We start from the raw sequence: 14,908 nt of genomic DNA, 5'->3' as shown, positions 1-14,908 counted from the left end.
TTGCGCGTGCTGACGCGGATTTGAAGGCAGAAATCGATATGGCGGCTGTTGCTTTGTGCACACTAGTGGTTCAGCCCTGATAGGATTCTGGAGCGCCTAAAAAGCAACAAGCTCAAATGCTTGATTGATTTCGCATTCCGATGAGACACGTCTTTATCTCGTATTGCCACGAGGACGCCGATTTTGTCCATGTGCTGGAAGACCAGCTCAAGCAGGCCAGCTTTGCCGTCTGGAAAGACCGGGAACTGAGGGCTGGTGACGACTGGCATGCAGAGATCGAGAGCGCAATCAGGCTCGCTTCGGCAGTCATTCTTGTCCTTTCCGAGACGGCACTGACATCGGAGTACGTGAATTTTGAATGGGCCTTTGCTGCCGGTGCGGGAGTTCCGATCCTGCCGCTGCTGCTGAAGATAAAAGCCGATCGTCTGCATCCGCGGCTGAGGGCTTTGCAGTTTCTCGATTTTTCGAATTACATGCTCCGTCCATGGGACGAGCTGACACGGTCTCTGAAGGTCCTGGCGAATGTAGAGCGGCAACTCACGATGGCAGTTCCAAGGGATGCTCCACGGTTTATTCAGAAGGCTGCACAAGAGTTGGATAGCCCGAATGCTGACGAGCGTATAGCTGCGATTGAGATGCTTGCTGAGAATCACGATCCATCGGTGTTGGAGATCCTGGCGGAGGCTTCGAAGCATCCTGCGCCGGACGTGAGGGATCGAGCGGCTGAGGCGCTGGCGGAGGTACAGGATCTGCGCGCGTTGCCCGCAATCATGGATGCGATTCGATATAAGCGGTGGGATCGGCTGAATGTGTCCACGCTGGCGAAACTGGGCGATGCCGCTGTACCGAATCTGGTAACCATGTTGCGTGATCCCGCCCAAGGTGTCCATGTACGCAGGTGCATTGCCATGGCGCTGGAAGATCTGCGAAATAACGAGGCGGTAAACGCATTGCATGAACTGCTGAAAAGTCCGGAAGGAGAGTTGCGCATACAAGCTGTGAAATCACTGGCCGGCGAACCGCGGGCTCTGCCCTGGATTCTCGAAGCGCTTCAAGACAAAGACACTGACTGGGCGGCGATAAAGGCACTACAGAAGTATCGCGGGCCCGAAGTTGTGGCTGCACTAGTGGAAGGCTTGAAAAATCCGGAGCTCAGCATACGTCAGGCGGCAGTCGGAGTACTGAAAGAGGTGCCGGATGCGAATGCTATTCCTGCGCTGATGGAGGCACTTCGGGATGAAGATAATGTCGTAAGCTGGGATGCTTGTGCAGCAATAGAAAAGGTAATTGATTCTTCTACAATTCCAGCCCTCTTCCAAGTACTGGAGCAAATTCCCAATACTTATACCGGGGGCAATATCAATACCCGGGACAAGATCATCGATCTTCTGGTTGGGTTTAAAGGTGAAATTGTATTGAATGGCTTACTTGCTTTGCTAAAACATCCGGATGTTAGTTTTCGTGGCCGTGCCGCATACGCGCTTGGAGAACTCGGCGATCAAGCCGCCCTCCTTGCCTTGCATCTTGCGTTGAAAGATCCAGACGAAAGAGTTCGAAGTCGGGTCGCGCGTGCAATCGGAATGCTCAAGGACGCAAGCGCTGTACCCGACTTAATCGCCATTTCGCAAAATGAGGGCGAGTTTCATGGAGTACGTGAAGCTGCTGCGAATGCACTCGCAAGTATAGGTACTCGAGAAGCCCGCATAGCCCACAAAGACTGGCAGCGTTACGATAAAGAAAGATAACAGCAAGTTAATGCCACTTCTGCCTACCCAGGATGCTGCTGCGTCATACAGTGGAGAGCTCCCAGTCCCCAGATGAAATCGCCACAGTGGATGCCGATGACTTCGCGAGTGGGGAACAGGTCGGCGAGGATGCTTAGGGCTTTGCGGTCGTTCCCGTCGTTGAAGGTAGGCACGAGGACGAGTCCGTTGGCGATGTAGAAATTCCCGTAGCTTGCTGGTAGACGCTGCCCTTCAAAGACGACAGGCGCAGGCATGGGCAATTCAACGATGTTGAAAGGCTCGCCTTGTAGATTGCGGGCTGATTTTAAGCGATCCAGGTTTTCGGCGAGCGGCCGGTGGTTGTCGTCGGCGGGGTTTGGTTCAACGACGGTGACGATGGTGTTTTCGTTGACGAAGCGGGTGATGTCATCGACGTGGCCGTGAGTGTCGTCACCAGCGATGCCGTGATTCATCCAAAGGACCTGGTCGATGCCGAGATAGTCGTGGAAAACTTGTTCCATCTGCTCGCGACTTATGCCAGGATTGCGCTGCTGGACTGTGCTGAGGAGACATTCTTCGGTTGTGATAAGCGTACCTGCTCCGTTCACGTCAATCGATCCGCCTTCAAGCACAACACGGTGCTCTCCGATCATCGGTGTCCATTGCTGGAGACTGAGTTCCTTGGCAATTTTATTGGGGACTTCGTTATCAAGTTGCCAGTTATCGTATTTCGCCCAGGCATTGAACTTCCAATTAGTGATGGCCATTGAGTTTTCGTTCTTGATAAAGATGGGACCGGAGTCGCGCGTCCAGACCCGATCAGTGGGCCACTGGTGGAAATAGATGTTGGCAATATTTGCGCCGCTGCGTTGGAGGATATTGCGCGCGCGCTTGGCGGCAGCTGCATCGTTGACGAGAGTGTGAACGAGTTCGACGCGGGAAAGGTGGCGAACGATGTCGGCGTAGACCCATGGGATGGCCGCGAATTTTCTCGGCCAGTCGGAAGCGTTGTGCGGCCACGCGATCCAAGTGGCGATGTGCGGATGCCACTCGGCGGGCATACGGTAATTGTGGTCTCTCGGCGTGCTCATCATTTCTCCAGCGTCGTCGCATCAAGGAAGCGATGGACAATGGGTGAATAGGCATCGATGCGGCGATCGCGCAGGAACGGCCAGTTGCGGCGCACGCCTTCTATCGAGCGGATATCGACTTCGCCGATCAGAATTTCTTCCTTGTCGTGCGATGCTTTTGCGATGATGCGGCCAAAAGGATCAGCGATGAAAGAACCGCCCCAGAATTCAAGCCCCAGACCTTCGACCCGATTGCCTCGCACGTCGCCTTGCTCGTGTCCTACGCGGTTCACAGCTCCGACAAACACCCCATTGGCGATGGCATGAGCGCGCTGGATAGTCTGCCAGGCTTCATACTGCGCTGTGCCGAATTCTTCTTTTTCTGCCGGATGCCAGCCTATGGCCGTGGGATAGAAGAGCACGTTTGCGCCTTGCAGCGCCGTGATGCGCGCCCCTTCCGGATACCACTGGTCCCAGCAGACAAGCGTGCCGATTTTGCCTACGGCCGTATCGAATGCTCTGAAGCCGAGGTCGCCGGGCGTGAAGTAAAACTTTTCATAGTAGAGCGGATCGTCGGGAATGTGCATTTTGCGGTAAAGGCCTGCAATCGAGCCGTCCTGCTGAATGATGACCGCAGTATTGTGATAAAGTCCGGCGGCGCGACGCTCAAAGAGGGAAGCGACGATGACGACTTTCTCCTCGCGGGCGATGACGCTCAGGCGCTCGGTGCTGGGACCGGGAATCGGCTCAGCGAGATCGAAGAGGGCAATATCTTCGCGCTGGCAAAAATACTGAGCGCGGAACAATTCGGGCAGGCAGACAACGTTGGCGCCTTCGCGAGCGGCTTCGCGGACGCGGTCCGCTGCCTTGTCGAGGTTCGCGTCTGGGTCGGGCGTGCAGGACATCTGCACCAACCCGATTCGGTAGCTTGGATTGGAGGGCATGTTAATTCTCTTTCAACGACACATTACAAAATGTTTGTTTAAGGACAGAGAAAAGGCGCAGGCACTTTGGCCCGCGCCTCGATTTCTCACTTAAATTCTATTCAAAAATCAAAATCGCTGCTGCGATGGTGGTTGTCCAGCGTCCGTGTTTGTCGCCGATGGCCGATTGGGTGACGTTTGCGGTCCGCACAATCTTATTTGAGATGCGGTAAATTTCCTTCTTCTCGTCCCAGCTTTTGTCGGGGTCAAAGTCTACATCGAGTGTGGTAGCAAGCATCTCAGCAGCCAGCTCTTCTGCATATTCACCAGCCTGTTCTTCGGTCTCGCCGAAGCTATGGTGCTCGCTCAGGTAGCCATAGGTATTGCGGTCGCTGGGAATGGCGACGCCGATGCTCGATGCGACGAGCCTGTGCGGTTCGCGCGTCGAGTTTTCGGCGACGACGGCAAAGACAACTTCGCCTGGAGAAAGATATTTCAGGCCCTCTTTGCGCGGAATGAGCCTGGCCTGCGGTGGGAAGATCGATGACACGCGAACCAGGTTCTGTGCGGCGATTCCAGCGTCTCGGAGCGCTAACTCAAAGGAGGTGAGGCGTTCCTTGTGCTTGCCAACGCCCTTGGTGAAAAACAGCCGCTTCGGGACCATGCTTTTTCCCAATTCAGATTTCCTCCGGGGATCTTACTTTGTGTTTGGATGCAGGAAAAATGATACGGCAGATTCGGGAGAAATTTCGACGGAAGATTGAGATTTGTGCATGTCCAGTCAATGCCCCATGGCCTCTTCTGGAGGCTTTCTCATCGCCGGCGGCTTGCGCATGACGAAGGGCAGAGGAATCAGACAGGCGATAATAACACTCAGCCACCAGAAGGCATTCATGTAGCTCAGCATGGAAGATTGCTGCACTAGCACCTGATAAGCGTGGCCGACAGCGATCTGCGCGGCCTGGTCAGAGCTTTGACCGAGTTGCATCAGGGAGTGCTTAGTGGCGTCGATGAACTGAGAATAGCGCGCGCTTCCCGCCACAACATTGGCGCCGAGCACGGACTGATGTGTCTGCTGCGTCCGCTGCAGAAAGGTCGTAAGCAGGGCCGTGCCCACACTGCCACCCAGGTTACGCGCGAAGTTGGAGAAGCTGGAAATCTGGTTGTTCTTGTTATAAGGAACACCGACGTAGTTCAGCGTGCTGATGGGGATGAAGACGAAGGCCAGGCCGCAGACCTGGAACATGCGCCAGAGCACGATAGTGCCAAAGCTGGTTTCAAGATCGAGGCGGGTGAGATTGTAGAGGCCGAGCGCCGTAATTGCGTATCCAATGGCGACCAGCAGCCGCGCATCCATTTTGCCGATAAGGCGTCCTGCAAGGGGCATCATCAGCATCAGGATGAAGCCGCCGGGTGAAAGCGCCATGCCCGCCTGCTCGGCTGTGTATCCCATCAGCACCTGTAGGAATTGCGGGATGAGAACAGTCGAGCCGAAGAGCACCATCCCGAGAATGAACTGCAGAAAGATGGCCGTCCCGAAATTCCGGTTCTTAAGCAGCTTCAGATCGACAATCGGATCTTCGTGTCGCCACTCCCATATGGCGAAGGCCACCAGCGCGCACATCGCGAGAATGAAGAACGTCGTAATTTTGCCGTCACCGAACCAGTCTTTTTCCTGCCCTTTGTCGAGTACGAATTCGAGGCAGCCTACACCGATGGCGATCAGGCCCAGGCCCATAGTATCGACCGGACCGGCCTTCTTGCGTTGTTCATTCAAATACGGCGGGTCTTCCACCATTCGCTGGCTGAGGAAGATCGACAGAATCCCGATGGGGATGTTGATGAAGAAAATCCAGTGCCAGGTGAAGTTGTCTGTAATCCAGCCGCCAAGAGTAGGGCCGATGGCCGGAGCGACGACAACGGCCATCCCATAAACGGCGAAGGCCTGCCCGCGCTTGCTCACCGGGAAAGTGTCGGCAAGGATGGCCTGTTCGCTAGGGGCGAGGCCGCCTCCGCCAGCGCCCTGCAGCACGCGGGCAAGAATCAGCATAGGCAGCGACTGGGCAATGCCGCAGAGAAACGAGCAGACGGTAAACACGACCACGCAAGTCATGTAGAAACGTTTGCGTCCGTAACGCGTGGCCAGCCATCCGGAGATGGGAAGCACCACAGCGCTCGAAACCAGATAGCTGGTAAGCACCCACGTCGCTTCTTCCTGGCTGGCGCCGAGCGACCCCGCCATGTGCGGCAGCGCAACATTGGCGATGGAGGTGTCGAGAACCTCCATGAAGGTTGCCAGCGTGACCGTGAGCGCAACCAGCCAGGGATTATGCTTCGGCTTCGAGTTGTGATAGTCGATGTGGTCGGGCACGCCTTACCGTTGCTCGTTTCCGGGGAGATTAAAATTTGTATTGGGTCAACGTCAGACTAACAGCGGCACATGTGCTTTAAGATGGCGCATATGTATATTCATTGCTTTGCTTTTCGCTGGAAACCTGAAGCCAAAAGAGAAGAGATGGAACGCGCCGTCCATGAGATTCAAAATCTTCAGGGGCAGATTCCCGGACTTCTTGAAACATGCGTGGGAAGAAATGACTCCCCGCGCGGGCAGGGATACACTTTCGGCGGCGTGATGAAATTCTCAGACAAGACAAGTTTTGAAGCCTATGGCTCACATCCAGCGCACCAGAAACTGCTGGTCTGGCTGATGCCCTTGATCGAGCCTCTGGAACTCGATTTCGAGGCATAAAGCGGTGTCCGTTTCCGAACAGAGCATGAACGATTCCGGACAGAGTTGCGTCATTCCAGACAAGTATTCACGTTGCGAAACCACATGAATTGAGCAGCTTGCGGGTTATTGCGATTGGCAGATTGGTTGCTGATGGCTAGGCGGGGGTGTTTGCGCCATGTCATCGATCTTCGGCAATCTGCGCTATGCGCTGCGCCAACTGAGAAAGTCGCCGGGGTTTACCTTGACGGCAGTGCTGACGCTGGCGCTCGGCATCGGAGCAACGACCGCCATCTTCACTCTTATCCATGCAGTGTTGCTCAAGTCACTGCCGGTGACGAAACCCGAAGAACTTTACCGCATCGGCAACAAGGTGCACTGCTGCATGTGGGGCGGGTACACGCAGTGGGAAGAGTTCTCGATCTTCAATTACGAGCTTTACAAGCAGTTCCGAGACCACACGCCAGCCTTTTCTGACCTGGCTGCCTTTCAGGCCGGCTCTAATACACTTGGCGTACGACGCGCAGGCAACCAGCAGTCCGCCGAGCCAAGGCTTGGGCAGTTTGTCTCCGGCAACTACTTCCGTACCTTTGGAATTGGAGCCTGGGCTGGGCGGATGCTGACGGATGATGATGACCGCGAAGGTGCATCACCGGTTGCGGTCATGAGCTACCGCGTATGGCAGACGAAATACAGCAGCGATCCGTCAGTCATTGGCTCTACCTTCCAGATCAACAATAAGCCATTCATTGTCGTAGGGATTGCTCCGCCGGGATTCTTTGGCGGTGAACTGAGGAGTTTCGGCGTTCCAGACTTCTGGATGCCCCTGGCGGATGAACCTTATCTTCAGGAAGCAAGCTCAATGTTGAAGGGAGCGAATCTTAACTGGCTCGATATTATCGGCAGGGTGCGCGCTGGCACCGATCCGAAGGCGCTGGAAGCGCAGTTGAAGCTGGAGCTGCGCGAATGGCAGATGAGCCACCTTGCAGACATGAGCCCGCAGGAGAAGCAGTTTCTGCCAAAACAGGCGCTGCACCTGACGCCCGGCGGCGCCGGGGTGACGTCGATGCGGCAGGACTATCAGGAGAGTCTGGTGCTGCTCTTGATTGCCGCAGGATGCGTGCTGCTGATTGCCTGCGCCAACCTGGCCAACCTGCTGCTGGCGCGCGGCATGGCGGGTAGGCAGCAGACCTCGGTTAGGCTCGCGCTGGGTGCGTCGCGCATGCGGATGGTGCAGAAGGCATTGGTGGAGAGCGTGCTGATCGGCATCCTTGGTGGGTTAGCGGGGCTGCTGATTGCGTATGCGGGAACGAGCCTGATTTTGCGCCTCGTATTTATCAACCCGATCAGCTCGGTGCCGATTGAAGCGTCGCCCTCGCTGCCTGTGCTTTTGTTTGCGCTGGGCGTGTCGCTGGTGACGGGAATCTGCTTCGGTGTTGCGCCTGCATGGGTGAGCTCGCACGCCGAGCCGCTCGATGCGCTTAGAGGTGCGAACCGTTCGGTTGCGGGGAAGACGTCGTTGCCCCAGAAAGCGCTGGTGGTGACACAGGCAGCGATTTCGCTGGTGCTGGTGAGCGCGGCGGTGATGTTGTCGCAAAGCCTGCGCAATATGGAGCACCAGAAATTAGGTTTTGAGACAAAAGACCGGATTATCGCGTGGATAGATGGGCCGCTTACCAGCTACCAAGTGGACCAGCTTGAAAAGCTGTATGAACGCATACAGGAGCGGCTGCAGCGCATTCCCGGAGTGCGGAGCGTGGGCATTGTTCAATGGGCGCCTATGAGCGGCGACAACTGGAACACTTCTATACGCGTAGAAGGTAATCCCGAGCCGCGCGAAGGCGACAACTCCTCGTCGAACGATGTGCGCGTCATGCCGGGGTTCTCGGATACGATTGGAGCCCGGATGATCATGGGCCGGCCAATCACAGAGCAGGACACCGCTTCTTCCCGGAAAGTTGCAGTCATCAATGAGGCATTCGCAAAAAAGTTCTTCAAGGGTGAGAACCCTTTGGGTAAACATTTCGGCGAGACAGAGATGAAACACGCCGGGGATTTCGAGGTTGTCGGGATAGCGGCGGACATTCGTTACATACCCTGGGACATGAAGAAACCAATCGATGCGATGTATTTCGTACCCGAAGCGCAGACGGTCCAGTGGGACACGCCTGGGGCTATCAATGGCGAAACGCGCTCGCATTATCTAGGCAACATCGTGCTGTGGGCGCCGGGAAATCCTCCAGGACTGGAGACTAATGTGCGGCAAGCGCTCGCCGAGATCGATCCCAATCTGACCGTCACCGACATCAAAAGCTATGACGACGCGCTTGCCTTCGATTTTTCACAGCACGAATTGATGGCGAAGTTGACATCGCTCTTCGGCGCTCTGGCGCTGGTGCTGGCTGCCGTTGGGCTGTATGGGGTGACTGCTTACACCGTGGAACGGCGCACGAACGAAATCGGCATTCGCATGGCCCTGGGTGCGAATCGTTTTTCAGTAGTGAAGATGGTCATGCGGGGTGCATTCCTGCAGGTAGGTATTGGACTTGCGATTGGAATTCCCGCGGCTATTGGGGCGGGACATGCGATGGCCAGCCAACTGTTCTACGTGCAGCCCTGGAATCCTCTGATTCTGATTGGAGCAACTGCTCTTCTGGGATTGGCCGCTCTGCTGGCGGCTGTCGCACCATCGCAGAGAGCAGCAAGCGTAGAGCCGATGCAGGCCCTGCGCTCGGAATGAAGTTTGTAACGAATGGAGTGACATATGTTAGCCAATCTGCGCTATGCGTTGCGTCAACTGAGAAAATCTCCGGGGTTCACGGTAACAGCGGTGTTGACTCTGGCGCTGGGGATTGGCGCGAGCACGGCAATCTTCACGCTCTTCGATCAGGCGCTGCTGCAAAGCCTTCCTGTGAAGAACCCGCAGGAACTGGTCCTGCTGCGGTTTTTCGGAGAGAACAGCGGGCATGTCAACGAGCAGGGCGGCGACCATCCCGGCGCGCACCCGTATTTCTCGTATCCCATGTATCGCGATTTGCGCGATAAGACCTCGGTCTTTAATGGGCTGATTGCGACAGCGGTCGGCAGCGCCGGGGTGAGCTGGCACAACAGCGCCGAAGCTGTGCCCGCGGAGATCGTGAGCGGCAACTATTTTGATGTACTCGGCGTGCGGCCTGCCGTCGGGCGGCTCTTTGCCAACAGCGACGAGACGGCGCTGGGAGCCAATCCGGTTGTCGTGCTTAGTTTTGATTACTGGAAGAGACGGTTTAACGAAGACCCAACCATCGTGGGGCAGACCATTGCTCTTAATGGCACGGCGTTTACCGTGGTCGGTGTGGTTGCACCCGGTTTTGAAAGCGCAGTGTGGGGCGACCGTCCGCGCGTCTTCATTCCGATGACAATGCAGAAGACCATCGCTCCGGACAATGATCTTACAGATCGGCGTTCTATCTGGCTCAAGATCATCGGACGCCTGCCAGCCGGTCACACAACGAAGCAGGCTGAGGCCGCATTGAATCCACTGTGGACTTCGCTCCGCGAGATGGAATTTAAGGACCTGCACGACCAATCGGCACGCGAGCACGAGAAATTTGTGGCCACATCACACCTGAGCGTTGTCGATGCGGCAAAGGGCTTCTCGCCGATGCGCGAGGATGTAGAAACACCGCTGAAGATCCTGATGGGTATGGTGCTGCTCGTGGTCGCAATGGCGGCGGTGAACATGGCCAGCCTGCTGCTGGTGCGAGCGGCTGGCCGCGTGCGTGAATTTTCCATGCGGTATGCGCTGGGAGCGCGCACGGGCGACATCGTCCGCCAGTTGCTTACAGAAGGCCTGCTGCTTGGTTTGGGGGGAGCGGCGTTAGGCATACTGATCGCTCCCCAAATGGCTCGTGGGCTGATTGCCTGGCTTTCGACGACCCTTACCGATACGCCTTTTACGGCAACGCTCAATCCTGACATTCTGACCTTCGCATTAGGCATAACGCTGGTCGTCAGCATTCTGTTCAGTCTTGCGCCGGCGGTGCAATTTCTGAAACCCAATCTGGTGGATTCACTCAAGCAGCAGAGCGGCACGGGCACGAGCGGATCGCTCAAGTTCCGTAGAAGCTGTGTGGCTTTGCAAATTGGCTTCAGCCTGCTGTTGCTGGTTGGCGCAGGACTTTTTATGCGCACAATTCAGAATCTGCATAACGTAAATCCCGGGTTCGCGACCGACCATCTGCTTACGTTCGACCTCTCGCCTGAGATGGCGGGTTATCAGGGTGATTCTGTTGCAGCGGTCGAAGTGAGAGTGCTTGATGCGCTCGCGACGCTGCCGGGCGTGCGCGGCGTGGCAGCAACCAATGATCCCGAACTGGCCGATGACGATGTAAATGGCAGTATGGACATCACCGGATACACTCCAAAGCCGGATGAAGAAGTGGACGCCGAAGTACCGTGGGTAAGTCAGGACTATTTCTCGACGATGGGCATCCCGCTTCTGGCAGGTCGCGGCTTTACCAAAGCCGATATAGCCGGAGCGCAGAAAGTGGCTGTTGTGAATGAAATGTTTGCCCGCAAGTACTTCGGCTCGCCGCTGAATGCGTTGGGACATCACGTGAGCCGGAGCCGACGCCCTGTAACCGACACAGCGATTGTCGGCGTTGTGCGCGATACAAAACACACGACTGTGCGCGATGAGGTCCGGCCAACTGTGTACCGGCCATTTGTGCAGGGTGAAAAGCCGACATATCTTACTATGTATCTGCGCACATGGCAGGCGCCCACAGCTGCCGCAAACGAGGTCCGAGCAGCCGTGCAGCACATCGACGGGAAGCTGATTGTAGATGACCTGCGCACCTTGCAGAACCAGATTGACGACACCATCAGTACCGAGCGGATGATTGCGATGCTGGCCTCCGTCTTTGGCGCGCTCGCGGCATTCTTGGCGGGTATTGGCCAGTATGGCGTGCTCGCGTATTCAACCGCGCAGAGGACTCGGGAGATCGGCATCCGCATGGCGCTGGGAGCACAGCGGCTTACAGTAGCCAGGCTCATTCTGCGAGAAGTGCTACTGCTGTCCGCCGGAACAATATTGATTACGCTGCCGATAGCATTTCTCCTAAGCCGCACTTTGCATGACCAACTCTTCGGCGTTTCACCGGCTGATCCTCTGGTATATCTCGGAGGTGTTCTGATGATCGGCATCGTCGCGTCTCTGGCAGCGCTCCTGCCTGCGCGCAGGGCGGCTTCGATTGAGCCCATGCAGGCGTTGAGAACGGAATAGGGAGAATCCTGTTGGCAACCATCTGGAATGATCTTCGCTATGCATTACGGCAATTGAGAAAGTCTCCGGGCTTTGCGTTGACGGCGGTGCTAACGCTGGCGCTGGGGATTGGCATGAATTCGGCTGTCTTTACGGTTTTCAATCAGGTATTGCTGCGCAATCTTCCTGTCCAAAAACCGAGCGAGCTGGTAATGCTGCAAGAGCACTCCATATATGAAACAGGTGGCTTAAACAGCTATGGCGGCGACAACACGCTTTATTTTGCCTATCCGGCGTATCAGACGTTGCGCGATGGCGATCATTTGCTGCAAGGACTTGCCGCTGCGGCTGTTCAGCCTGCAAGCATTGTGACCGCAAAAGACGCGGACCAGAACATGATGCAATTGGTGAGTGGCAACTACTTTGCCGTAATGGGACTCAAGCCGGTGATGGGCCGATTGCTCACACCCGCAGATGACGTCTACCATGCGCCTAATCCTGTTGCCGTGTTAAGCGCAGACTACTGGCGCAGCCGGTTCGGCAGCGACCCGTCCATCCTGAATCAGGTCATTCAGGTCAACGGAGAGCCTGTCACCGTCGTTGGCGTTGTGCAGCACACCGGCCTGATGGACGACAATCACGCGGCAATTTTTCTGCCCATCACGATGCAAGCCCAATTGGACATCGGACATGGAGACCAGCTAGGCAATCCGCTGGATCGCTGGCTCAATATTGTAGGCAGAGTGACGCCCAGCGCGACGCGCGTCCAGGCCGAAGGGGAACTGAACACGTTGTGGTGGAACTGGCGGCGTGACACGCTGACTTCGCAGAGCCACCATATTGGTGACAAAACAGATTGGCTCAAGACTCATCTTTCCGTCACAGACGGAGCACGCGGTATTTCTCTCTTAGCACGGCATCTCGGCAATCCGATAAAAGCCCTGCAGGCAATGGCGTTGGTGGTACTACTAATTGCTTGCGCAAATGTGGCGAACTTGCTCCTGGTGAAGGCTGCCGGCAAACATGCCGAACTGGCGCTCCGCGGCGCTCTTGGGGCGAATCGCCGGCGAATCTTTCAGCAGGTTTTGGCAGAGGGGTTGCTATTAGGAGTTGCGGGAGCTGTCGCAGGGCTGTGCATCGGGCAGATGGGCCAGAAGTTGTTGTTGAAGTTTGTGCCGGCGACAAGTTCAATGCACGACCTGCTGTCTTTGCCAATGGACTGGCGTGCTGTTACGTTTTGCGCGCTGGCGGGGATTATTACAAGTGTGCTGTTCAGCCTGGCAGCTGCGCTGGTGAGCATGCGCGTTGACCTTCTGCGCGCTCTGCATGGGCAAACTGGCGCCGTTTCCGGAAGAGGCGGCTGGCTGCGGAATGTGTTCGTAAGCGGTGAGATTGCTTTGAGCCTTGCTCTGCTGGCTACCGCAACGGTCTTCAGTTGGGCACTGTATCAGCTTCGAGGTGTCGATCATGGTTTCCGTACCGATCATGTCCTCACCTTTCAGGTGGATTCTTCGGCCCTGGGTAAAACAGGAGAGCAGACACAGAACGATTACGCGAGTATCCACGATGGGATTTTGCGCCAGCCTGGCGTACGCAGTGTGGTCTATGCCAGGGAAGGCCTGATCACAGGCGATGAAAGCGGGAGCAATATCACTGTCGCTGACTATGTTGCTGGCGATAACGACCCAACCCCCGATAACAACTGGGTCAGCGCCGGATTCTTTTCAACCATGCAGGTTCCTCTGCTCGCAGGTCGCGAATTTACAGATGGTGATATTGCGACCTCGCAAAGAGTAGCCATCGTTGATGAAGCATTTGTGAAGCACTACTTCCAGGGAGACTTGCAGAAGGCGTTGCGCGGGCAATTTGCATTCGGCGCAGGCGACAACATCAAGCCCGATATTCAGATTGTCGGTGTTATCCCAACGATCCATGCGCTAAATCTTGATACACCGCCATCAGTTCCGTTTATTTATCTGCCTTATGCTCAGACATCCGCTGCGGGTGGCCATTACAGCCGCAGTCGCCCGGCAACGTTCTTTGTCCGTACCAGCGGAGACCCGGCGCAGCTCACTGGAGCAGTGCGCGTTATCGTGCACGGCATCGACCACAATCTTCCGGTAACGCGCCTCGAAACCATGCGCGAGCATATTGACGGCGCAATGTCACAGACACGATTGATGAGCCTGTTGACATTAGTCATGGGTGGGCTTGCGCTCACGCTGGCCGCCATAGGACTCTACGGCGTACTGGCCTTTGCCGTGGCGCAGCGGACGCGGGAAATTGGCATTCGCATCGCCATGGGAGCGGACAAGAGCAATATCTCCGTGTTGGTGCTGCGCCAGGTTGGCATGCTGGCGATTGCGGGTCTTGCGGCAGGTTCGGCCCTGTCATGGGCGGCTGTCGGGCTGCTTCAGCATAGCGGCGGTTTGCATCCCGCGCCGATCTGGCTGCAATTGCTTGCAGACTTTGTGCTTGTACTGGTCATGCTGGCTGCCGGCTATCTCCCCGCGCGGCGCGCGGCATCCGTCGATCCAATGGAAGCGCTTCGGGCGGAGTGAAAGCCATCTACAATAACAAGATGGCTGACCAACTGTATCTAAGCCTGTGGTATCCCAACTTTCGCCTGACTTCACTCGGGCCTGCGCTGCTGGGCGTGATACGCCAGTTCACTATTGTTGGCGGCTCGGGACTGGTGCGGGCAGCGAATGCTTATCCCATTTCATGGAATGAGGCTCCGGCCTATCAGCGCGTCTATGATGACGACGAGCCGGAAGCCGCCGCTCCGGAGCAGGCTGTGCCTGCCGCGCTCGAAATGCTGCATGATGATTTTGCCTACGAGCTTGAGCTGACCTGGGAGTTGTGGGCACAGGAGCAGGCCGGCGGTCTCGAGCCCGTCTGGCGCAAGGAACCGCGTGCAGTGCGCATCATAGGATACGGCCCGGAATTCGACGAAAGCTCCTACGAGCAGAACGGACAAATACGCGTCGATTTAGGCACCGATACGCCGTTTCTGCAGGAAGGCGTCGACCTTGACGTCGAGGCCACGGAACACGTCAAACAAAACGTGCAGATGCTGGTGGACTTCACCAATGGCGTGCAGCAGCACTGCGGCATCTCGTCACGGTTGCTGTGGTCGGAGTCAGGCGAAAGCCTGGCCCAGAAGCTGATTGCGCGTTTGCAGCAGGTGAACTAACGTACCGGCGTCCTGAGACAAT

The 14,908-nt window shown here is 56.4% G+C and carries 10 protein-coding genes; 6 read left to right on the top strand and 4 right to left on the bottom strand.

The genetic code is table 11. The features are described from left to right. The first annotated feature begins 140 nt into the window (after positions 1-140). Positions 141-1,745 carry a HEAT repeat domain-containing protein gene (locus VEV40_RS04140; RefSeq protein ID WP_324830379.1) on the top strand — a complete coding sequence of 535 codons (1,605 nt, stop codon included), beginning with the start codon at positions 141-143 and terminating at the stop codon, positions 1,743-1,745. 23 nt (positions 1,746-1,768) lie between these two features. Here VEV40_RS04140 and VEV40_RS04135 read toward each other — a convergent pair whose 3' ends face one another. The 4 genes from VEV40_RS04135 to VEV40_RS04120 all read right to left on the bottom strand — a co-directional run bounded on the left by VEV40_RS04135 (position 1,769) and on the right by VEV40_RS04120 (position 6,088). Beyond that, on the bottom strand, positions 1,769-2,818 hold the full coding sequence (locus VEV40_RS04135; RefSeq protein WP_324830378.1) for an agmatine deiminase family protein: 1,050 nt from the start codon (positions 2,816-2,818) through the stop codon (positions 1,769-1,771). Then, positions 2,815-3,738 carry a carbon-nitrogen hydrolase gene (locus tag VEV40_RS04130; protein WP_324830377.1) on the bottom strand — a complete coding sequence of 308 codons (924 nt, stop codon included), beginning with the start codon at positions 3,736-3,738 and terminating at the stop codon, positions 2,815-2,817. The genes VEV40_RS04135 and VEV40_RS04130 overlap by 4 nt, the downstream gene beginning before the upstream one ends. 97 nt (positions 3,739-3,835) lie before the next feature. Then, positions 3,836-4,381, bottom strand: coding sequence for a pyruvoyl-dependent arginine decarboxylase (locus VEV40_RS04125; protein ID WP_324830376.1), 546 nt, complete (start codon positions 4,379-4,381; stop codon positions 3,836-3,838). A 117-nt stretch (positions 4,382-4,498) separates the two neighbouring features. Continuing rightward, on the bottom strand, positions 4,499-6,088 hold the full coding sequence (locus VEV40_RS04120; protein ID WP_324830374.1) for a DHA2 family efflux MFS transporter permease subunit: 1,590 nt from the start codon (positions 6,086-6,088) through the stop codon (positions 4,499-4,501). A 69-nt stretch (positions 6,089-6,157) separates the two neighbouring features. Between VEV40_RS04120 and VEV40_RS04115 the strand changes: the two genes are divergently transcribed. The 5 genes from VEV40_RS04115 to VEV40_RS04095 all read left to right on the top strand — a co-directional run bounded on the left by VEV40_RS04115 (position 6,158) and on the right by VEV40_RS04095 (position 14,886). After that, positions 6,158-6,466 (top strand): Dabb family protein, encoded by a 309-nt coding sequence (locus VEV40_RS04115; protein WP_324830373.1) that lies wholly within the window; start codon positions 6,158-6,160, stop codon positions 6,464-6,466. Positions 6,467-6,623: 157 nt separating this feature from the next. Continuing rightward, positions 6,624-9,185 carry an ABC transporter permease gene (locus tag VEV40_RS04110; RefSeq protein ID WP_324830371.1) on the top strand — a complete coding sequence of 854 codons (2,562 nt, stop codon included), beginning with the start codon at positions 6,624-6,626 and terminating at the stop codon, positions 9,183-9,185. Positions 9,186-9,209: 24 nt separating this feature from the next. After that, on the top strand, positions 9,210-11,711 hold the full coding sequence (locus VEV40_RS04105; RefSeq protein ID WP_324830369.1) for an ABC transporter permease: 2,502 nt from the start codon (positions 9,210-9,212) through the stop codon (positions 11,709-11,711). A gap of 11 nt (positions 11,712-11,722) precedes the next feature. Next, positions 11,723-14,251, top strand: a complete 2,529-nt coding sequence (locus VEV40_RS04100) for an ABC transporter permease (RefSeq protein WP_324830368.1) — start codon at positions 11,723-11,725, stop codon at positions 14,249-14,251. A 20-nt stretch (positions 14,252-14,271) separates the two neighbouring features. Further along, on the top strand, positions 14,272-14,886 hold the full coding sequence (locus VEV40_RS04095) for a hypothetical protein (protein WP_324830367.1): 615 nt from the start codon (positions 14,272-14,274) through the stop codon (positions 14,884-14,886). The last annotated feature ends 22 nt before the right edge of the window (positions 14,887-14,908 follow it).

The sequence above is a fragment of the Alloacidobacterium sp. genome, from assembly GCF_035631355.1.
In the GTDB taxonomy this organism is placed as follows: domain Bacteria; phylum Acidobacteriota; class Terriglobia; order Terriglobales; family Acidobacteriaceae; genus Alloacidobacterium.
This window is presented reverse-complemented; position numbering and strand designations above follow the sequence as displayed.

Bases quoted from the DNA above. Each gene is read 5' to 3' on its own strand.
- VEV40_RS04140 (WP_324830379.1), top strand. From the start codon at position 141: ATGAGACACGTCTTTATCTCGTATTGCCACGAGGACGCCGATTTTGTC.
- VEV40_RS04135 (WP_324830378.1), bottom strand. From the start codon at position 2,818: ATGATGAGCACGCCGAGAGACCACAATTACCGTATGCCCGCCGAGTGG.
- VEV40_RS04130 (WP_324830377.1), bottom strand. From the start codon at position 3,738: ATGCCCTCCAATCCAAGCTACCGAATCGGGTTGGTGCAGATGTCCTGC.
- VEV40_RS04125 (WP_324830376.1), bottom strand. From the start codon at position 4,381: ATGGTCCCGAAGCGGCTGTTTTTCACCAAGGGCGTTGGCAAGCACAAG.
- VEV40_RS04115 (WP_324830373.1), top strand. From the start codon at position 6,158: ATGTGCTTTAAGATGGCGCATATGTATATTCATTGCTTTGCTTTTCGC.
- VEV40_RS04110 (WP_324830371.1), top strand. From the start codon at position 6,624: ATGTCATCGATCTTCGGCAATCTGCGCTATGCGCTGCGCCAACTGAGA.
- VEV40_RS04105 (WP_324830369.1), top strand. From the start codon at position 9,210: ATGTTAGCCAATCTGCGCTATGCGTTGCGTCAACTGAGAAAATCTCCG.
- VEV40_RS04095 (WP_324830367.1), top strand. From the start codon at position 14,272: ATGGCTGACCAACTGTATCTAAGCCTGTGGTATCCCAACTTTCGCCTG.